Origin of the sequence: Plesiocystis pacifica SIR-1 (assembly GCF_000170895.1) — a bacterium.
GTDB lineage: Bacteria > Myxococcota_A > Polyangia > Nannocystales > Nannocystaceae > Plesiocystis > Plesiocystis pacifica.
The window spans coordinates 1-20416 of record NZ_ABCS01000058.1 but is presented as its reverse complement, the minus strand read 5'-3'; the positions used below and the strand labels follow the sequence as shown (position 1 = coordinate 20416).

Here is a 20416-nt window from a genome sequence, read left to right as displayed (position 1 = left end):
AAGGTATCACCGCCTCACCCCGAGGTCTGGCCATTGGGACGGGCCGGCGCACAAAAAAGAGGCCGCCGGAGCGACCTCTTTTTTTATGCGCGAAAGTCGGGTGAGCCGGACCAAGCCGGCTTCGCCCGGTGCTCTCGAAGCGATCAGTAGATGGCTTCGAAGATGCCCGCGGCACCCATGCCGCCGCCGATGCACATGGTGACCATGCCGTAGCGGCCCTGGCGACGGCGCAGCTCGGACAGCAAGGTCGCGGTCAGCTTGGCGCCGGTGCAGCCCAGGGGGTGGCCCAGGGCGATCGCGCCGCCGTTGACGTTGACTTTGTCCTGGTCGAGGCCGAGCTCGCGCACGACCGCGAGGGATTGTGCCGCGAAGGCCTCGTTGAGCTCGAAGAGATCGATGTCCTCGAGCTTCAGGCCGGTCTGCTTCAAGACCTTGGGGATGGCGGCGACGGGGCCGATGCCCATGATCTCCGGGGCCACGCCGGCGACGGCGAAGCCGACGAAGCGCGCGAGCGGCTTGGCGCCGATCTCCTTGGCCTTGTCGGCGGACATGACCACGGTCATCGCCACGCCGTCGCTGGTCTGCGAGGAGTTGCCCGCGGTGACCGTGCCCTTGACGTGGAAGACCGGGCGCAGCCGGGCGAGGGCGGCCGGGCTGGTGTCGGCGCGGGGGCCTTCGTCGGTGTCGAAGAGCTTGCCCTCGAGGGTGGTGACCGGGATGATCTCGTCCTTGAAGCGCCCGCCCTCGATGGCCGCGATGGCCCGGCGGTGGCTCTCGAGGGCGAAGGCGTCCTGGTCCTCGCGGCTCACGCCGTACTTGCGCGCGACGTTCTCGGCCGTGACGCCCATGGACACGTAGACCTCGGGGCGCTCGGCGATCATCTTGGGGCTCACGCGCGGCTTGTTGCCGCCCATGGGCACCATCGACATCGACTCGATGCCGCCGCCGACGCCACAGTCGATGGCGCCGACCTGGATGCGGTTGGCGATGCCGGCGATGGTCTGCAGGCCGGAGCTACAGAACCGGTTGACCGTCAGCGCGGGGGTCTCGTCGGGGCAGCCCGCCCCGATGCCGATGACCCGGCCGACGTTCAGGCCCTGCTCGGCCTCGGGCATGGCGCACCCGATGGCGATGTCCTCGACCATCGCGGGGTCGAAGCCCTCGATGCTCGCCATGGTCGCCTTGAGGACCTCGGATCCCATGTCGTCGGGACGGGTGTTGCGGAGCGTGCCCCGGCCGGACTTGCCGACGGCGGAGCGCTTGCTCGCAACGATGACTGCTTCACGAATTTCAGGCATGTGCTTGTCTCCGTCCTTCTCAGTTGCGCAGGGGCTTGCGGGTGTCGAGCATGTGCTGGATGCGGGCCAGGGTCTTCTCCGTGCCGCACAGCGACAAGAAGGCCTCGCGCTCGAGGTCGAGGAGCTCTTGGGCGGTTGCGGTGCCGGCGGTCGGCTTCATGCCGCCCGAGAGCACGTGGATCATCTTGGTGCCGATCAGCTGGTCGTGCTCGCTGGCGAAGCCGCCCCAGCCGAACTCGTGGATGCCGAGCATCAGGTTGGCCCCGCCGGGGGCGCCCATGACCGAGATGGGCTCGTTGCGGTCGGGCGGGGTGTAGTTGCTCTCGGCGATGGCGATGGCGGCCGTCTTGGCGTCGGCGAGCACGCGGTTCTTGTGGAAGGTGATGCCGTCGGTGGCCCGGAGCCAGCCGGTGTTGCGGGCCTCGAAGGCCGACATCGACACGTTGCCCGTGGCCGCGGCCTCGAAGCCCCGGCGGACCCAGGCGAACACGTCGCCGCCGGGAGCCTGGTTGGCGTAGGCCGAGGCCCGGCGGGCGATCTCCTTGAGCCCGCCGCCGGCCGGCAGCACGCCCACGGCGATCTCGACCAGGCCCATGAACAGGTCGGCGTTGGCCTGGATGTGGTCGCCGTGCATGCTGACCTCGCAGCCGCCGCCCAGGGTCTGGCCGTAGGGCGCGACGACCACGGGCAGGGAGCCGTGGCGCAGGTTCATGAGGGTCTGCTGCAGGGTGTTGACCGCGTGATCGAGGTCGTCCCACTTCTTTTGCATGGCCAGCATGCCGATCTGCAGCAGGTTGGCCCCGCGGCAGAAGTGGTCGTCCTGGCTGCCGATGACCAGGGCGCGGAAGCCCTTGTCGGCGCAGATGGCCGGGGCCTTGCCCATCAGGGTCACCACGCCCTCGTCGAGGACGTTGGCCTTGCTGCGGAACTCGAGCAGCGCGACGCCGTCGCCGATGTCGATGATCGCGGCGGAGGAGTTCTTCTCGACCTCACCCTCGGGCTTGCTGCCGTCGAGGATCAGCATGCCGGCGGGGACCTGGACGTCGACGCTGTTCTCGCCGTCGAAGACCTTTTGGCCCTTGCCGAAGGTGCCCTGGTACCAGCTGGGCTCGGTGCCGGCGGCCTTGGCCGACTCCACCAGCTTGGTGATGGCGGGGGCGACCTCGAGGCCCATGGCCTGCATCTGCTCGACGCACCAGCTGACCCCGGCGGCGTCCATGAGCTCGAAGGGCCCGAGCTGCCAGCCGTAGCCCCAGCGCATCGCGTCGTCGATCTCCTTGGGCGTGTCGCAGATCGTGCCGGTCAGCAGCGCCGAGTAGTTGAACAGCGGCAGGTAGACCTTGCGGTAGAAGTCGCCGGCCCGGCCCTCGAGGCGCATGGCCTTGTTGACCTTGGTGGCCAGCGAGCCGCGGATCTTGAGCTCGGGGAAGTTGGGCTCCTTGCGCGCGCGGTACTCGAGGGTCTCGAGGTCGAAGCTGAGGATGACCCGCTTGCCGCTGTCGTCCTTGGTCTTCTTGTAGAAGCCCTGCTTGGCCTTGTCGCCGACCCAGCCCTCGTCGACGAGCTTTTGCATGGCCGCCGACGGCTGCATCAGCGAGTGCAGCGGATCGTAGTTGTCCGCGCCCTCGTCCCCCGAGAGGTTCTCGCGCAGGTTGTTGATGACGTGGGCGGCGACGTCGATGCCGACCATGTCGCCCAGGCGGTAGCTGCCGGTCTTGGGCCGACCCACGGGCTTGCCGTTGAGGGTGTCGACCTCCTCGATGGTGTACTTGCCCTCGAGGGTGGCGGCGAAGGTCAGCAGCATCTCGCCGATGCCGATGCGGTTGCCGATGAAGTTGGGGGTGTCGCGGCACAGCACGACGCCCTTGCCCAGGACCTCGTCGGAGAACTTGGCGACCTCGTCGACGTACTTCTTGGCCGTGTACTTGGACGGGATCACCTCGAGCAGGTGCATCCAGCGGGGCGGGTTGAAGAAGTGCAGGCCCAAAAAGCGCTCGCGGGCGCCCTCGTCGAGGGCCTCGGCGATGTCGGCGATGGGGATGCCGGAGGTGTTGGAGGCCAAGATGGTGGTCTCCTTGGCCGCGGCGGCGACCTTCTTGAACACCGTTTGCTTGATGTCGAGGCGCTCGATGATCGCCTCGATGACGATGTCGCTCTCGGCCACCGCGCGCTCGAGGTCATCGTCGAAGTTGCCGGCGGTGATGCGCCCGGCGAAGGCCTTGTTCATCAGCGCAGGGGGCTTGGCCTTGGGCAGGGCCTTGAGCGCCCCGGCTGCGAGCTTGTTGCGCGCGGCCTTGGGGGCGTCTGCGTCGACGCCCCGAGGAACGATGTCGAGCAAGTACGTGCGGATCCCGGCGTTGGCGAGGTGGGCAGCAATGCCCGCGCCCATCGTCCCGGCACCCAGCACGGTCGCTACCAGCTGGTGTGGAGGTCGGTTCAACGTCACGAGGCGCACGATAGACGGCGTTCAGGCCGTTGGCTACAGCGTTCGCGCGAAAGCCGTTCCATGCCCTCGGACTGGGGGATCTCGGCGCGATGGGGCGCGGTGGACACGCCATGGTTGAAGCCTTGGGGAAGTTTGCGAGGGGGCTTCACCGTATTGCCAGGAAATGGTGCCTCCGCCACGACTTGCTAGGATCCAGGGGTCTCGTGTCTGACCCGACGCACTCTTCCTGGAGCCGACCAGGCCTGTTTGGAAGCCTCGGCATCGTGCTCTTCGTTGGGTTGGGCTTGGGATCGGTCGGGCGCTGCGGGCGGACGAAGACGCCCGAGCCGCAAGCGCCGCGGGTGGTCGAGCTGGAGCCCGAGGTGCCGCCGGAGCCGGAGATCGACCCGACGCCCGAACCTCCGCCCGAGCCCACGCGGCCGCCGCCGTGGTCCCCGCCCGAGGAGGCGCTGCTGCCGGGGCTCGACGGCGCGGGTCAGCTACTCGCGCGTGGGGACGCCGAGGGGGCGCTCGCTCGCCTCGAGGCCGACGGGTTGCTGCCGCCCTTTCCCGAGCCGCCCGAGGGCGAGACTCAGGCCGAAGGCGAGGCAGAGGCCGAGGCGGGCACGACCGAGCAGCCCGAGGTCGCGCGTCATCCAGCCGAGGGAGATCCGGAGTGGTTTTTGGCTGGGGCGATCGCGGGGCGGGCCTACGTCGAGACCGAGCAGTGGGACAAGGCCGTGTTCGTGCTCGAGGCGCTCGCGGCCAACAAACACTTCGCCGAGGAGCTGCCGCGGGACTGGGTGGGCTTCGAGCTGGCCAAGGCGCGGGTCGCCTACGCCGATCGGATCCAAAACTCTGGCAGCATGGATCGCAGCGAGGCCGACTACCAGCTGAGCGCGGCGGTGTCCGAGCTCTCGGCCCTCAAGAAGCTCAAGCCCGACCGCATCCACGGAGCCATGCGCGTGCTCCAGGGCGAGGCGATGGCGGCCATCGATGGGGCGCCCGCCAGCGAAGCGACGCAAGGTCTCGAGCCCAACGAGCGGACGCCAGAGCAGATCGCCAAGGCCGAGAAGGCGGCGGCCAAGGGCCGCAAGCGCGCGGCTCAAAAGGCCGACAAGGCCCTCGAGCGGCTGATCGCCAGCTTCCCCAACCACCCGCGGGTGGGCGAGTGGATGCTGCTCGAGGCCCAGGCCCAGCTGCGCGCGGGTCAGCGCGGCGAAGGGGCGGCGGCGCTGCGCCACATAGCGATCATGCGCGCCGGGGAGCCCGAGGCCGAGCGCGCGTGGACCGAGCTCGAGGCCCTCGCGGCCGAGCACGAGTCGATCGATGCTGGGGAGTTCTCGACCCGCGAGGCCCTCGACGCCGGTCAGGCGGCTCGGGTGCTGCGTCGCCTCGATCGCTCCAAGGCGCTGCTCGAGCCGATCTGGACCGCGGACAGCATGCCTCGACACCTGCGCCGTGAGGCTGGGAACTCGCTGGCGTGGACGCTGTACAAGAACCGGGAGTACAGCGCCTGCGCCGACATCTTCGCCGCGCTCTACGAGCAGGTCCCGTCCGCGGATACGCGCCGCGATCGCAGCCGCTGCCTCGAGCGAGCGGCCCGCTACGACGAGGCCATCGACATGTGGGTGGCGACCTTCGAGGGTACGAGCCGGGGCTCGGCCGCGAACGCGCTGTGGAACGCGCTGACCCTCGCGGTCAACGGGGGGCGCTACGACCGGGCCCTGGAGCTGCTCGAGATGTTCGACGCGCGCTTCCAGTCTCGGGGGGCGGACCGCCGCTGGTTGCGGGCCTGGCTGCCGATGCGCGCCGGGGACGATGCCCTGGCGCTCGAGCGCTTCACGGCGCTGGTCGAGGGCGGTCGGGCGGGCTCGCGGGACCGGGCGGCGCGCTACTTCTTGGGCAAGCTCGAGCTCGCCAGCGCCGAGGCGGCGGTGCGCGCCCAGGGGGCGGAGCGGCTGCAGGCCCTGGTGGCCGAGGGCGACGCGCGCATGACCGCGGGCGGGGTCATCGGCGGCTTCCCGATTTACTACGGGCTCATGGCCCGGGCGCGCCTGGTCGAGGCGGGGGAGCGCGTCCCCGAGCCGCCGGCCATCCCCGTGCCCGAGTGGAGCGAGCGCCACATTGGCCACGCCGAGACCCTCGACCACCTCAGCCGCTTCGCGGACGAGCAGGGGGCGGCGTTCAGCTCCCTGACCCGCGCCGAGCAGCTGCTGCGCGCGGGCTGGCGCGAGGAGGCGGCCCACGAGTTTCGGGTGGCGATCGACGAGTACATCAACACCCGCGCGACCTGGTCGGGGACGCCGATGCCGGGGACGCGCAGCGAGGCGCTGGTCCGCGGGCTGGCGTGGGAGTCCGAGTGGAGCCAGCCCAAGGCGGTGGCGAGCCGGGCGGCTCGCAAGGCGATGCGCGGGGAGGAGAGCCGGGCGGCCCTCGACGAGCGCTTTCGGGTGCTGGCCTGGGCCCTCGACGAGCCCTACCGCTTTGCGAAGCTGAGCCCCTACGGGCAGCCCTACCGCAGCCGGTGGTTGCTCCGCTCGTACCGCGAGCCCATCGAGCGCCACGCCCACGCGCGCGAGGTCGACCCGACGCATCTGTGGGCGCTGATGTACACGGAGTCTCGCTACCGGCGGCACGTGGTCAGCCACGTGGGGGCTCGGGGGGCGCTGCAGATCATGCCGTGGACGGGGCGGCAGTTGGCGGAGGGGTTGGGGGAGCTCGAGGTCGGGCAGGCCTTTGACCCGGATCAGCTGTTTGTCATCGAGGACAACAGCCGGTTGGCGGCGCGCTACGTGTCGGAGCTGATGGTCAAGTTTCATGACCAGCCGACCTTTGCGTACGCGAGCTACAACGGGGGGCCCGTGAACGTTGCGCGGTGGTTGGCGGCGAAGGGGCCGGGATCGACGACGGGGGAGGTTGGGCTCGATGAGTACGTCGAGGAGATTCCCTTTAGTGAGACGTCGAAGTATGCGCGGCGGGTGATGGAGACTCGGGCGATGTTTGAGTGGATGTATGAGGGGGAATTGCCGGTTTGGACGAATGAGGTCGATCCGGTTTATGAAGATAATATTTGGTTCTAGGCTGGGTTGGGGTTCTCGTTTGGTTTGACGAGGGGCTCGTCTCCGATGGAGAGCGGGCACGGGGCAAGGGGGTCGGATCCCCGGCTGTCGCCTGAAGGCATGCTTCGTTTTGGTCTCGGCGGCTCGAGGTTGGAGGGGGTCTGGGGTTTCAGCGAACTCTGGTTCGGCTCCTTGCGCTCGGGGATCCGACCCCCTTGCCCCTGTTGTGCCCGTCTTGGTGCGGAGGGGTGGGGCTCCGACTCGATGGGGTGGGGACTGGTTGGTTGGAAGCACTTGGGGCGAGGAGGGTCTCTCCGGTGTTGGGGAGACCCTCCTCGGTGTGGGTGGGGTGGGTTAGACCCAGCCTTCGACGTTCATGCGATCGGCGCTGTGTTCGTGGAGGTCGAAGGCCCTGGCGAGGGGGGCCAGGCCCATGAGGGGGTGGGCGACGCAGTTGTGGAGGAGCCAGGCGCGGCGGTTTGGGATCTCGGGGAGGTCCGAGTGGGTGGGGACTGGGCTGTGGTTGAGCCAGTCGGCGCTGCGGTCGTGGAACCGGACCGTGAGCGCGCAGGGGAGCAGGCCGAGGAGGGGGTGGGCCAGGCAGTTGTGGGTCAGCGAGGCGAGGGCGTGGAGCAGCCCGCCGAGCTGGCCGTGGTGGGCGCGAAACATGGCGCGACGCTCGTGGAAGCGGGTCTCGGCGTCCGCTCCGGTGACGCGCTGGGCGACGCCTCGTTTGGCGTCCCGGGCTCGCTTGCGAGCGGCGGCTTCGGCCTCGGCCTTGGCGCGTTGCTCCGCTCGCCAGCGCTTGCTCTTGCCCTTGCGACGGCCCGAGGGGCCCTTGGATTTTCCGATCTTCATGCTGCTTCTCCCAGGTGTTGGCTTCGTGCGGCGACCTTGGCCGCCTTGGCGACCGTGGTCAGGACCACGGCTTCACTGTTGAGCTCGCGTCGGCGGCGGTGGCAAAAGTCCATGAGCGGCTTCTTCCAGCGACCGGCGCCTTCTTGGTGGCAGCCGATGTTGAAGAACATCGGCGCGTCGCCAACGCGTGCGAGCTCGAGGAGCTCGTCGAAGGTTTTGGTCATGTACTCGGCGCTCGCGTAGTCCGAGAGGCCGCCGTTGACCGGCATCTCGAGGATGCTGCGTTCGCCGGAGCGGACGACGTAGGGCCGGGTGGTCGGGGCGACGGCGCGGCCGCCCGTGGCCTCGAGGTTGAGGGCGTTGGCCCGCTCGACCGCGCGCATGGGCTTGTCGCCCCACAGATCGACCTGGTAGCCGGCGATGGCGTTGCGGCAGCCCAGGGTGTCGCGGAGGTTCCCGCGGCGGCCCCCGGGGCGGTAGCCGCGGGACATGATGACCGGGGGCAGGGCCGAGCAGTCGTAGCGAAAGCCGAGGGCCATGAGGGCCTCGAACACGCCGTCGCAGGTCATGGCGCCGCCGCAGCGAAAGCCCCACACGGTCGCGCCGAGCTTGCGCTGGAGCAGCTCGCGGGCGGCGGCGAGGATCGCTTGAGCGTTGCCCTCGTAGACGCCCAGGGGCACGCCGTGGCCGGTCCCGTCGTTGTTCCAGTCGACGTCGTCGCGGACACGGACGCCGGCAAACTCGACGAGCGCGCGCCAGCAGTGGACGTGCAGGGCGAGCTCGTCGCCCTTGGTCACGGCGCTGCGGATGGCCCGGGCAGGGTCGAGCGAAGCGTGGGGCTCGAGCCAGTAGCTCGGGCAGATGTAGTGGGTCAGAGGGGTCCGGGCGCCGAGGCTGTGTTGGATCGACGCGCGGGCCTCGTGGAGGTCGCCGAGATCGCGGAAGTGCTCGCCTTCCCAGTCGACGGTGATGGAAACGTACAATTTGGCCATGGGGACATCGCAGGCATGAGGAACCACGGGAGGGGGAGCCCGGGCGTCGACGAAGCGTCGACGTTCGGGGTTGGGTTCGCGTGCGTGCGAGTCACGGGCCCCGCGTCGCTCACGAGCAGACGCTCGTGGGCTCGGGGAGCCGTTGGCCACGGGCCGCGTGGGCCGTGGGGACGACTAGCCGCAACGCTCAGCCAGCGGTGATGTCGGGGCCTTCGGGAGCGAAGGACCCCGCCGCGGCGGAGCATTGCAGCCGGACGACCGGCGATGTTTGGAGCATGGTCATGTCCAAGGAGCTGGGCGAGGCGCCAGCGTGTGTGGGTCTAGCGGAGCATTGGCTCGAGTCAAGCTCCAGGCCCGCTCGAGCGGAGGTCGTGGTTCGTGAGCCTTGGTGCGGCCTGGAGAGGAGGGATGGGGGTCGACCCCACCCAGGGTGTTCTCACCACGTTCCGGCGTGGGGTTCCGTCGCTTGGCAGGGGCCCGAGGGCCGCGGCGGAGCGCGGAATCCCCCATCGTTGGGTCAGCCCTGGCGAACACGCGCAGGGTTGGGGCGGGGGTGGGGCTTCGCCGCCTCTGGCTCGGGGTGATGGGCGGCTGCGATGATCGCCGCGTGCTGCTCCGCGCCGAGCTCCCGGACCATCTCCAAGACGGCGCGCCCGCGACCTGGATGATCTGCCGAGCGGGCGAGGCCGTGCACGTGCGCGTGGAGGTCGAGCGGGTGCGCGTTGGGGTGACGCCGCGCTGCGTGGTCGGTGGCGAGGCCGTCGCGCTGCGGCGCGCAGGCGAAGGGGAGGGGGAAACCTGCGCGTGGGAGGGCCGGGCGACGGTGAGCGCCCGCGGGCTCTTGCGGCCGAACCTCGAGGTGCGCGTGGAGGCCGAGGGCGAGACGCCGCGGACGGCGACGGTGCGGCTGATCCGGCGGGGCTCCGTGGTCGTGTCGACGTGCATCGTGCTCGCCGGATTGCTCGGCCTCGCGGCGCTCATGACCACGACCCTGGCGACGCTGCGGGCGACCTTCACCGACGCCTTCTTGGGGGTCAGCGGCGCGACCATCCTCGGCCTCGGGGTCAACGTGGCCAGCTCCGTGGGCGAGCGCCTGCGCAGCGATCGGCTGCCGTGGTTTGGCATGCCGCTGCTGATTCCCCGGGCCCTCGGCGGGACCCTGGCGCTGCTGCTGCTGGCGGGCGCGGGCCTCGAGCTCGGGGTCACGCAGATCCACAACCAGACGGATCGGGAGCTGACCATCGCCCTGCCGGGGCGGGGCAAGCCCGAGGTCCTGTCGCCCCACCACACCATGACCTTGTTCGGCGGGGTCGCGGGGCATCGGGAGGCCGTGGCCGGGCACATCCACGACGGGGAGCTGTTCGAGGTCGTGCGCCGCGCGGGCGGGGGGCGCTTCACAGCACCGGTGCTCGAGGTGCGCTGCGCGGACATCGACTGGCTCGGCGGCGACGCGCTCGAGTCGGACTCGGACTGCGCGCCCACGGCGAGCGCGCGGGTAAAGGCGGTCGAGCCGGACGCGGGCTTGTTTGGGGACCACGGCGAGGCTGAGTGCGCGCCGGGGGATCTGGCCATCGAGCACACCTTCAGCTACCCGTGGTCGCCGGGCCCCGAGCTCGCGCCGGTGGTGGTGAGCGTGCCGGGGGAGGGGCATGGGGTCGTGGAGCTGAGCGCCGGAGATGCCGGGTCTGCCGAAGAGGGGAGCTTCCTCGCCACCGACATCGCGCTGGACTCGGGCTGGGGGTGCGCCCACGTGCCCACCGTCGAGGGCGAGCTCCCGGGTTTTCGAATTCGCGAAGGCGGGGCGCGCTCGCGCCTCGAGTGCGAGCTGTCCGAGGAGGTCCGGCCGTGGCTGATGCCGCTGCGCCTGGGCGGCGAGGGCAGCTGGCTCCGGGGCGTCACCGCGCGCGCGAGCGTTGGCAGCTCGCGCTGGTCGGTGAGCCGGGAGGGAGACAACGCGCACGCCTGGGTGTGCGCGGGGCTCCCCGAGGGTGAGGTCGTCGAGAGCCCGGACGCGGCGCGGACTCGCTTTGATCTGCTCCGCCTCGATCTGGCCGAGGCCCCCGACGCGGCGCCCATGCAGCTGACCCTCGCGGCCCGGCCGAGCGCCGTGGTCGTCGAGTTCGACGGGCAGTACCTGGGCAAGCTCAGCTGCGGCGGGGAGGGGGAGGGCCCCTGGCACGTCGCCCCGGTCCGCGACGCGCCCAACCGCACGAGCGTGCTCGAGGTCGAGTTCGAGGGCTCGAAGTCCCGCTGGGACCCGCCCGCGCGCACCGAGCAGCCCCCGTGGATCTGCTGGAGCGAGGCCGCGGACACGAGCACGCGGGTCGCCTTCGACGGGCGCGGCGACGCCAAGGCGACCATCCTGGTCGACGGCCCCGCGCCGGACTACAGCCGCGACTCGACCAAGTCGTGCTGGTGGTACAGCGGCACCCCCTACTACCGGGAGCCGCGGGGGGCCAAGTGCAGCAAGGCGACCAAGGCGGAGGTCCGGGAGCTGCGCTCGTGGATGACCGCCTTCGACCGCTGCAACCTCATCTACGTGTGCGAGTGAGGCTCGCGGCCGGCGCTTGTCAGAGCCGCCGGAGCTCGACGGCGCCCGCGCTGCCGCCCAGGGCGAAGCGCCCGCTGTCGATGGTGTTGGACACCCGCAGGTCCACGTCCCACAGCGCCTGCTCGATGCAGGCGTCGGGGCTGGCGACCTCCGTGACCTCGTGCTTGTCGAGCTCGACCACCGTGGACGCGAGGGCGCGCTCGGACACCTGGGTGCAGTGCGCGGTCGCGCTGGCGAGGAGCAGGCCGAGGTCGTCGCGGTGGACGACGTGGACCCCGCTGGGGCCGCCGCAGCGCGTGGTGTAGCCGATCGAGCGGCTCCCGAAGCCGCGCATGTACAGGGGCTGCTGGGTCGGGCCGCCAAAGCTCGCGCTGGCGAAGGCGCTCAGCTCGGCGGTGACGACGGCCGCGAGCCGAGCGAGGGCGAGGCGCTCGGCCTGCTCGAGGGAGGCGTCGCTCTGGCCCAGGGCGTGGTGGCCGGCGAGGACCTGGGTGAGGGCGCGGTCGGGGCTCGTGGTCCAAGCCCGCGGCTGACCCCAGACCTCACCGGTGAACGCGATGTGGGTCGGGACGCGGCCCCAGCCGTCCTCGACGTCTTCGACACCGAGGACGGTGGTGTCGCTGACGCGGGTGCCCTCGGGGACGCTGTCGCCGAGGAAGTAGGACACCTCGCCCGCGTCGCCGAAGGCCTGGACCAACTTCATGTTCCAGACCCGGGTGGGCCGGATCCACTCTCGGGCCGCGCTCTCGAGCTGCTCGGGGTCGTGGGCCCGGTGGGAGACCTCCCAGGACGCGCCGCCGCTGAGCGGCGCGAACAGGCTCCAGGTGTCGTGGCCCCCGTAGGGGCGGAAGCTGGCGGTGCCCGAGTGGGGGCGGACCGCGTGCACGCGGACGTCGTGCGCGGCGGCGTCGAGGGTCGCGGCGAGCTGGGCGTCGAGCTCGTCGTCGGCCCAGGTCGAGCGCAGGTCGAAGTCCGAGAAGGCGAGGATCCAGTCGGTGCGCGGATCGTCGGGGGCGTCCTCGTCGAGGCGCGCGAGCTCTTCGGCGCGGGCCCGGTCCAGGAGGTGGCGGGCGCCGTCGAGGGCCAGGCCCAGCTCCGAGCCGTTGCGCGCCTCCCAGCTCGACCACCCGCGGATGTCCTCGGCGGCCCAGGCCGCGGGGATGAAGTCGTGGTAGAGGCGCGAGAGCTCCCGATCGAAGCGGACGAGCTCGACGCGGGCGTCGGGGTGCTCTTGGGCGAGGACGCGCAAATAGGCGGCGGCGTGCCCGAGCAAGGCGTCGCGGCTGGTCTCGTCGAGGGAGCGCGAGCCGTCGAGGAGCAGGACCACGCGGCGCGGCGGCGGGGGGGCGGGCAGGCGCGCGGGCAGGTCGAGGCGGGCGTCGACGAGGACCCGCTCGCCCTCGACCCCGAGCGCGCCAAAGTCGACGATGGAGTGGCGGGCGCGGGCGAGCTTGGGCCGATCCGAGCGCAGGCTCAGGGTGTGCTCGTGGGCGCCGTCGAGGACCAGCGGCGCGACGAGCTGGGCTCGCGCCTCGAGGCTGGGCTCGCGGTCGTCGACGCGCAGCTGCATGCCGGGCTCCTCGGGGCTCTCGACGAGGACGCGCGCGGGCTGGTCGTAGCGGTGGAAGGCGGGGAGGGTGAGCCGGTACTCGCCGTCTTCGCGGGCGGGCATGAAGGTCAGGGTGTAGTGGATGCTGCGCTCGCCGAAGGCGGGGACGGGGTGCAGCAGCAGCTGGGCGTCGCAGTCGTCGCGGGTCAGCCAGGCGCTGGTGTCGGCGTCGCGGGCAGGCTCGCCGCTGACGCCCGCGCCCGCGAACCAGCGCTCCTGCGCCACCTCGGCCTCGAGCAGCTCGGCGGCGATCCACTGGCCCTCGCCGTCGAGGAGCTGGAAGTCGCCGAGCTGGGCGTCGCAGGGCAGAGGAATCTCGAGCTCGAGGAGCTCGCTCGTGGCCCCCGTGTTGTGGAAGGTCCGGGTGACCTCGACGCGGGTGTGCACGCTGTGCGGGTGGAGGACGGCGTCGTAGCGGGTCTCGAGCAGGCTTCCGCCGCCGTTGGTGCGGGGCGCGGTCGCCTGGGCGGGGGCGGGGCCGAGGAGCGTGAACGAGGCCAGCGCGGCCAACAACGCGGGCCCCGCCGCGCGGCGGCCAAAGGTCCAGATGGACGGGCGGGGGCGAGATCCGGGCTCGGGCTCGTTGCGCACGGTCGGGGGACAGGGCTCGCCCCCAGAGGTTCCGCCGCGCTGCTATCTTGGCCGCCATGAGCGGTCACACGCCCATCGAGGCCAAGCACCTGATGATCCCCCGCATCCTGTGGGGCGCCTTCGTGGTCTCCCAGCTGCTGTTCCCGGCCATGGGCTGGATCATGGTTCGGGAGACCCCGCCTGAGGGGACGGATCCGACCATGAGCTGGGTGCTCGTCGGGGCGGGCTGCATCTCCGCCTTCATGGGCCTGGTGCTGCCCAAGATGCTCGGGGGAGCCGTCGCCGACAAGGCCCCGGGCGGCCACAAAGAGCACCCCAACTACCCGACTCAGCCGGTGATGGCCAAGGCCTTCACGCCCTTCATCTTGAGCCTGGCGATGTTCGAGTCGGCCTCGATCATGGGCCTGGTGATCCTGCTGATCAGCGGCGACTGGGGGCTGTGGTCGATCCCCGCGGGCGTCGGCATGGCGCTGATGCTCACCGCCTTCCCGACGGCCGCGGGCATGATGAAGCTCGCCGGCGTCACCAGCTCACGGGCCAGGTGACGGTCATCTCGTCGTCGGTGAAGCGCGGGAACTCGACGTCGTCGATGGCGGAGGTGATGCAGCGCGTGGCCCGGCGGCTCTGCTCGGGCTCGATGTCGACCTTCGTGGCGTAGCCCCCGTTGGCGATGGTCAGGCCGAGCTCGAGGCGGGTGCCGGGCTCGACCATGCACTGGCTCAGCCGGGCGCGGGAGCCCTTGAGGGCCGCGAGCAGGTCGGCGGTCGAGGGGCGCTCGGGGAGCTCCTCGGCGGCGGCTCCAAAGGCGTCGGGCTGGGTGCTGCGGCTGAGCACGGGGTGGTCGGGGATGGTCGCTTCGGTCTTGCCGTCCCCGAGGCCGAGGGCCACGCTCAGCAGCACCGGGGGTCGGCCGTAGCTATCGCGGACGCGTACGATGGAGTTGCCCTGGCGGCGGTCGAAGGTCAGCGCCCCGTCCCCGTCGTCGTCTTCGGCGTCCTCGGCGAACACCGGCACGCCGTTCTCGTCGAGGGTGCAGGTGGTGTAGCCCACGGTCCCGCCGCCGTAGAGGAAGGTGTCGTTGCACTCGAGGTAGACCCGGCAGTTGAAGCTGCTGCCCGGGCTCGTGGGGCTCGCCCAGAACATGCAGGAGTCCCCGAGCTCCGCGCCCGAGAGACCGTCGACGGGGCCGACGACGTGCCCGCTCCAGCGGTGCATCTCGGCGAGCTTGCCGAGGGAGGGGGCTGGGGCCGCGCCCTCGGCGTTGAAGGGGTTGCCGTCGCCCACGCCCTCGGCGTTGAAGGGGTTGCCGTCGAGGCCCGGCGCGCCGACGGGATCGTCGATGACCGAGTTGGGATCGAAGCCCGGGATGGGGTCGATGTCGATCTCGGCGGGGATTTCGTAGCTGTCGTAGCTCTCCTCTTCGGAGGCGTCCATGATCGCCGAGATCACGCCGAAGCCGATGAGCAGCACGGCGCCGGCGATGACGACGCGGCCCCCCGAGCTGGTCTCGGGCTCGCCGTCGTCGCCGAGGTCGAAGTTGGGCGTCGGCGAGGGCGCGGACGAGGGCGAGGCGGCGAGCAGCCGCTGGATCTCGCGGTCGCGGTCGAAGGCCGTGGCGACCTGGCCCTGGTCGCCGCTCCAGTCCGAGCCGGCGCCCACGCTCTGGTGCCCGCCCTGGTTGGCGAACAGCGCGGGCGAGGCCGCGATCGCCTCGGGGGGCGGGTTGGTCTCGAAGAAGCCGACGCTGCTGTCGTCGCCGTTGTTTTCGAGGTCGGACGAGAACAGCTCGCTGGGCCCGTCCTCTTCGGTGTAGTACTCGCCGCCAAAGGAGGACTTGGACCAGCCCATGTTCCCGTCCATGGACTGCTGCTTGGGGCGCGCCCGCGCTCGCCAGCCCGTGTCGCCAGTGAGCAGGCGGTCGAGGTCCTGGCGCGCGTCGACGGCCGAGGTATAGCCCGTCCCCGAGCCGGACAGGAGCATGCGCTCGATGCACTGGCCCACGGCCCCGGGCACGTTCTGGCGAGCGGCGGCCTGCTGGGCGGAGACGCTCTGGTTGCCAGCCCACTGCCCCGTCGCCGCGTAGTAGACGGCGCTGGCGAGCTGGATCAGGTCCTTGGCGCGGGTCGAGTCGGCCTCCGGTTTGTCCTGGGCGTCGCGGATGAAAGAGTCGGCTAGGCGGCTGTCTTGCTCGAACACCTGCGTCGCCCACTCGAAGCCGAACAGCACCGGCGTGCGGTCGTTGACGAAGCCGATCTTGCCCGGGTGGATGTGGCCGTGGATGACCGAGGGCATGGCCCGGTGGGCGCGGGCGAGGCCGCCGAGCAGGGTGGAGAAGAGCTCGACGAGGGCCTGGCCTTCGAGGCGACCGGTCTGGCTCAGGCGGGTCTCGAGGGTGGCCTCGAGCCAGTCCATGACCACGTAGGGGCGGGGCTCGTGGCCGCCGGCGATCTCGTGGATGCGGTTGAGGCCGCGACCGCCGACGTCGGCGAACATCCGGTTGCCCTCGCGGAATCGGCGCAAGCGATCGGGGTGCTCGAGGTGCTCGCGGGCGACGAACAGCACGGCCACGGACTTTGCGAAGCCGTCGTCGTAGCCCTCGTAGAGCTCGCCCCCGGCGAAGGCGCCGACGTGCCGACGCAGGCGGTAGCGGTAGGCGATGAGCAAGCTCGCCCCGCAGGACGGGCAGCGGTTGCGCGGGGTGCCGTCGTCCTCTGCGTCGTCCGCGAGAGGGATGGCGGAGGCGCAGGCGGGGCAGGGGAGTTCGGCCATCGCGCACACTCTAGCAAGGGCCCCCGCGCGGCGCCCCCGGGATGTCCGGGGAGGGGGCAGCAAGGGAGGAGAAGGGCCCTGGGGGGCCGTCGAGTACCATGCGCCGATGCGAATCCTGAGCGTTTCGGGCACCCCCGCGGCCATGGGCGAGGCCTTTGGCGAAGCCTGCCGCGAGTCCATCCCCGATCTCTACGAGCGCCGCCTGGCCAACGCCGTGCGCCAGGCCAGGGTCCACGGCGGGCGGGAGGTCGGCGAGGCCGGGGTCCTCGACGTCGCCCGCGCCTGCCTGGCGCCCACGGCCGCCCACCACCCCGAGGGCTTCGCCGAGCTCGAGGGCATCGCCCGAGGGGCGAATCAGCCCGTCGAGAAGATCCTGGCGATGAACGGGCTGACCGACATCCGCGACGTGCTCGCGTGGGGCGGGACCCTCGAGGCCCTCGGCGGCTGCTCGGCCTACCTCGTCCCCGGGGCCCAGACCGTCTCGGGCAAGCTGCTGTGCGGGCAGACTTGGGACCTGGCCACGGACAACATGCCGCACGTGCTGTGCGTGCACCGGCGCCCCAGCGAGGGCCCGCAGACCTGGACGCTGACGACCTCGGGCTGCCTCTCGCTCATCGGCCTCAACGAGCACGGCATCGCCGTGGGCACCACCAACGTGCGGACCACCGACGCGCGCCCCGGGGTCACCTACCTGAGCATCATCCACAAGGCCCTGAGCGCGCGGACCCTCGAGCAGGCCGAGGCCGCGGTCGTCGGCGACGCCGACAGCGGCCCGGTCCAGCGGGCGGGGGCGCACTTTTACTACCTCGGCGACGGCCAGGGCCGCGCCCTCGCCCTCGAGTGCACGCCCTTTTTGGCCGAGCGCGTCGAGGTGTCCGAGTCGGCCTACGTGCACACCAACCACTGCCTGGTCCCGGCCCACGTCGAGGTCGAGGGCAACACGCCGTCGACCTCCTCCCACGCCCGGCAGGCGCGCCTCGAGCAGCTCATCGCCGAGGCCAGCGCGGGCGGCAAGGCCGACTTGGCTGCGTCCAAGGCGTGGATGGGCGACCGGGCCAACGGCGCCAAGGCGATCTCGCGCACGGACTTCGACAACATCAGCACCAACGGCGCGGTCGTCATGGAGCCGGAGAGCGGGACCATCCACGTCTGCCACGGGCCTCCGCACGACGCGCAGTGGCTCGACCTGCGCGCCCTCGCCAATTGACCCCAGGTCCCAGGAAAGCGCCCTGGGGGCCTTGTCAGCTCCGCGGCGCTTTCGTGTATTGACCCCTCATGCTCGGCGCGGACCCGAACCCCAAGGACGTCACGCTGCCCCCGGCGCGGGAGCGGCAGTGGCTCATCGAGCAGACGGCGACGCTGCTCGAGGGGAGCGGCTGGCGGCCTTACGTGCTCGCGCCGCTGCTCGCCCCGACGCCGACCTACTTCCCCGATCGCTGGGCCGGTGGCGACCGCAGCGTGATCCGCATCCTGCGACGCTTGCTCCGCTACGCCGGCCACGACGAGGCCGCCTACGCCGTCGAGGTGACCATCCACGACGCCGACCCGGCGCGCCGCGGGGAGGTCAAGGGCAAGCCGCCGGTAATGCGCGGCAGCGACCCCACGGCGTGGTTCGTGGGCCGCGATCAAACGCGGGTCGCGGCCACCGGCAAGCAGCCCGAGCGCGAGTCCGGCACGCTGCGCTTTTCCGTCGAAGAGCACGCCCTGCGCGAGCCCGAGAACCTGGTCCCGGCCCTCGCCCGCGCCGTCGCCCAGGCCCACCGCGCCCTCGCCGGGCTCGCCACCCCCGAGGGTATGGCCGGGGAGCGCCTCGTCGACCTGACCACCTTCATGCTCGGCTTTGGCCTGCTGACGACCGACGCGAGCCAGCGCTTTTACGCCAAGTCGGACGGGGGCTTTCGGACCTCGCGGGCCCAGTTTCGCCTGGGCGCGCTCTCGGTCCAGGACATGAGCTTCCTGCTCGCCCTCCAGGCGGTCGCCCGAGGCCTCGACGGGCGCGGCCGCCGGAGCCGAAAAGAGCGGCGCCACATCCTGCGTCACCTCCAGCCCAACCAAGCCGGCTTCTTCCGGGAGGCCGAGACCTGGCTCGTGTCCCTCAAGCCCCCGGCGCGCGCGCGCCTGGGCATTCCGGCGGCCGAGCAGTGGCCCGCCGCCTTCGACCTCGACGCGCTCACGGGGCCCCTTGGCCGCCCGGGCGCCCGACCCGAGCGCATCGGCGGGCCCGAGCTGTCTGGCGTTTACGGGGAAGAGGGCGAGGAGGAAGACGAGGACGAGTATGAGGGCGAGGACGAGGACGACGAGGGGGACGAGGACGAAGAGGAGGAGCGCCGCGACCTCGACCGGGGCATCCGCGACGCCAACCGGGGCAAGGTGGTGTTCCGAGTCGAGCGCAGCGGAGCCCTGCGCATGGCCAAGATCCTCGGCTTCCCGGTGCTCATGCTCGGCGGGCTGTTCAGCCGCGGCAACATGGGCATCGAAGTCCCCATGGAGATCGTCGCGCCCACGGCGGCCTGCCTGGCGGTGGCTGGGCTGGCGATCGGCGCCCTGTTCACGGACCGGCGCTGCTCCGAGCCCAAGTGCGGCAACAAGTTGAAGGTCGAGGACGAGGTCTGCCCGCTGTGCGGCGGCGTGGTCATGGGGGTGATCCACGGGCCGAAGGAGCGGCTCGGGGCGGAGGAGGAGCTGGTTCGGAAGGGGAAGATCAGCCCGGATGGGCTCGTGCTCAGTTGGCGGGATCCGAACGCGCCGATGGACTCGGAAGACGACGAGGACTCGGAGGACGACGATTAGAGTTGCGTTCGTTGGGTTTTGCATGGGGGTCGGCTCTGATGGAGAGCGGGCACGGGTCAAGGGGGTCGGATCCCCGGCTGTCGCCTGAATGCATGCGGTGCTGTGGTGACGGTTGCTCGAGGTCGACATGGGGCTGGGCTCCGGTGGGCGCTGGAGCGGCTCCTTGCGCTCGGGGATCCGACCCCCTTGCCCCTGTTGTGCCCGTCATGATGCGGAGGGCTTTGGCTCCGACTCGAAAGGTCGAGGGCTGTCTCGAGCCCGAGCGGGAAAAAAAAGGGACGGGAGGGGGTGAGCCACGGGCCGAAGGAGGGTCGGGTGCGTCAGGAGAAGATCAGCCCGGACGGGCTCGTGCTCAGTTGGCGGGCTCCGAACGCGCCGATGGACTCGGAAGACGACGAGGACTCGGAAGACGACGAGGACTCGGAAGACGACGATTAGAGTTGCGTTCGTTGGGTTTTGCATGGGGGTCGGCTCTGATGGAGAGCGGGCACGGGTCAAGGGGGTCGGATCCCCGGCTGTCGCCTGAATGCATGCGGTGCTGTGGTGACGGTTGCTCGAGGTCGACATGGGGCTGGGCTCCGGTGGGCGCTGGAGCGGCTCCTTGCGCTCGGGGATCCGACCCCCTTGCCCCTGTTGTGCCCGTCATGATGCAGAGGGCTTTGGCTCCGACTCGAAAGGTCGAGGGCTGTCTCGAGCCCGAGCGGGCAAAAAAGGGACGGGAGGGGGTGATCCACGGGGCGGAGGAGGAGCTGGTTCGGAAGGGGAAGATCAGCCCGGACGGGCTCGTGCTCAGTTGGCGGGATCCGAACGCGCCGATGGACTCGGAAGACGACGAGGACTCGGAGGGCGACGATTAGAGTTGCGTTCGTTGGGTTTTGCATGGGGGTCGGCTCTGATGGAGAGCGGGCACGGGTCAAGGGGGGCGGATCCCCGGCTGTCGCCTGAATGCATGCGTTGCTGTGGTGACGGTTGCTCGAGGTCGACATGGGGCTGGGCTCCGGTGGGCGCTGGAGCGGCTCCTTGCGCTCGGGGATCCGACCCCCTTGCCCCTGTTGTGCCCGTCATGATGCGGAGGGCTTTGGCTCCGACTCGATTGCCCCTGTTGTGCCCGTCATGATGCGGAGGGCTGTGGCTCCGACTCGAAAGGCCGAGGGCTGTCTCGAACCCGAGCGGGCAAAAAAAGGGACGGGAGGGGGTGAGCCACGGGCCGAAGGAGGGTCGGGTGCGTCAGGGGAAGATCAGCCCGGATGGGCTCGTGCTCAGTTGGCGGGATCCGAACGCGCCGATGGACTCGGAAGACGACGAGGACTCGGAGGGCGACGATTAGAGTTGCGTTCGTTGGGTTTTGCATGGGGGTCGGCTCTGATGGAGAGCGGGCACGGGTCAAGGGGGTCGGATCCCCGGCTGTCGCCTGAATGCATGCGGTGCTGTGGTGACGGTTGCTCGAGGTCGACATGGGGCTGGGCTCCGG

General features: G+C 70.9%; 12 protein-coding genes. 6 read left to right on the top strand and 6 right to left on the bottom strand.

Features of this window, described 5'->3' with window-relative positions:
* Positions 1–143: 143 nt before the first annotated feature.
* Complete coding sequence (locus tag PPSIR1_RS25425; RefSeq protein WP_045116733.1) at positions 144–1289, bottom strand: thiolase family protein; 1146 nt, start codon at positions 1287–1289, stop codon at positions 144–146.
* 28 nt (positions 1290–1317) lie between these two features.
* Complete coding sequence (locus PPSIR1_RS25420; protein WP_157595967.1) at positions 1318–3738, bottom strand: 3-hydroxyacyl-CoA dehydrogenase/enoyl-CoA hydratase family protein; 2421 nt, start codon at positions 3736–3738, stop codon at positions 1318–1320.
* Between the two features lie 347 nt (positions 3739–4085).
* On the opposite strand from PPSIR1_RS25420, the gene PPSIR1_RS25415 reads away from it, so the two are divergent.
* On the top strand, positions 4086–6806 hold the full coding sequence (locus tag PPSIR1_RS25415) for a lytic transglycosylase domain-containing protein (RefSeq protein ID WP_006974051.1): 2721 nt from the start codon (positions 4086–4088) through the stop codon (positions 6804–6806).
* A 333-nt stretch (positions 6807–7139) separates the two neighbouring features.
* On the opposite strand, the gene PPSIR1_RS25410 is transcribed toward PPSIR1_RS25415, so the two are convergent.
* Entirely contained in the window at positions 7140–7643 is a 504-nt protein-coding gene (locus tag PPSIR1_RS25410) for a hypothetical protein (RefSeq protein ID WP_006974050.1), read from the bottom strand.
* Complete coding sequence (locus tag PPSIR1_RS25405) at positions 7640–8635, bottom strand: polysaccharide deacetylase family protein (protein WP_006974049.1); 996 nt, start codon at positions 8633–8635, stop codon at positions 7640–7642. Before PPSIR1_RS25405 ends, PPSIR1_RS25410 begins: the two co-directional genes overlap by 4 nt.
* A gap of 607 nt (positions 8636–9242) precedes the next feature.
* Between PPSIR1_RS25405 and PPSIR1_RS25400 the strand changes: the two genes are divergently transcribed.
* Entirely contained in the window at positions 9243–11186 is a 1944-nt protein-coding gene (locus PPSIR1_RS25400; protein ID WP_157595966.1) for a hypothetical protein, read from the top strand.
* A 19-nt stretch (positions 11187–11205) separates the two neighbouring features.
* On the opposite strand, the gene PPSIR1_RS25395 is transcribed toward PPSIR1_RS25400, so the two are convergent.
* Positions 11206–13386: a vWA domain-containing protein gene (locus PPSIR1_RS25395; RefSeq protein WP_157595965.1), complete on the bottom strand. Its 2181-nt coding sequence runs from the start codon at positions 13384–13386 to the stop codon at positions 11206–11208.
* A gap of 56 nt (positions 13387–13442) precedes the next feature.
* Here PPSIR1_RS25395 and PPSIR1_RS25390 point away from each other — a divergent pair, with 56 nt between their 5' ends.
* Positions 13443–13931, top strand: coding sequence for a hypothetical protein (locus PPSIR1_RS25390; RefSeq protein WP_157595964.1), 489 nt, complete (start codon positions 13443–13445; stop codon positions 13929–13931).
* Here the strand turns inward: PPSIR1_RS25390 and PPSIR1_RS25385 are convergent.
* A complete protein-coding gene (locus PPSIR1_RS25385) occupies positions 13909–16155 on the bottom strand; it encodes a serine/threonine-protein kinase (protein ID WP_006974045.1) in 2247 nt (748 codons plus the stop codon). The two genes, PPSIR1_RS25390 and PPSIR1_RS25385, sit on opposite strands and share 23 nt — an antisense overlap.
* 106 nt (positions 16156–16261) lie before the next feature.
* On the opposite strand from PPSIR1_RS25385, the gene PPSIR1_RS25380 reads away from it, so the two are divergent.
* The 3 genes from PPSIR1_RS25380 (at position 16262) to PPSIR1_RS50830 (ending at position 19383) form a co-directional block, all read left to right on the top strand.
* Positions 16262–17362 carry a C45 family autoproteolytic acyltransferase/hydrolase gene (locus PPSIR1_RS25380; protein ID WP_006974044.1) on the top strand — a complete coding sequence of 367 codons (1101 nt, stop codon included), beginning with the start codon at positions 16262–16264 and terminating at the stop codon, positions 17360–17362.
* Between the two features lie 68 nt (positions 17363–17430).
* Positions 17431–18945, top strand: coding sequence for a zinc ribbon domain-containing protein (locus PPSIR1_RS25375; protein ID WP_006974043.1), 1515 nt, complete (start codon positions 17431–17433; stop codon positions 18943–18945).
* Between the two features lie 315 nt (positions 18946–19260).
* On the top strand, positions 19261–19383 hold the full coding sequence (locus PPSIR1_RS50830) for a hypothetical protein (protein ID WP_269744730.1): 123 nt from the start codon (positions 19261–19263) through the stop codon (positions 19381–19383).
* Positions 19384–20416 lie beyond the last annotated feature (1033 nt).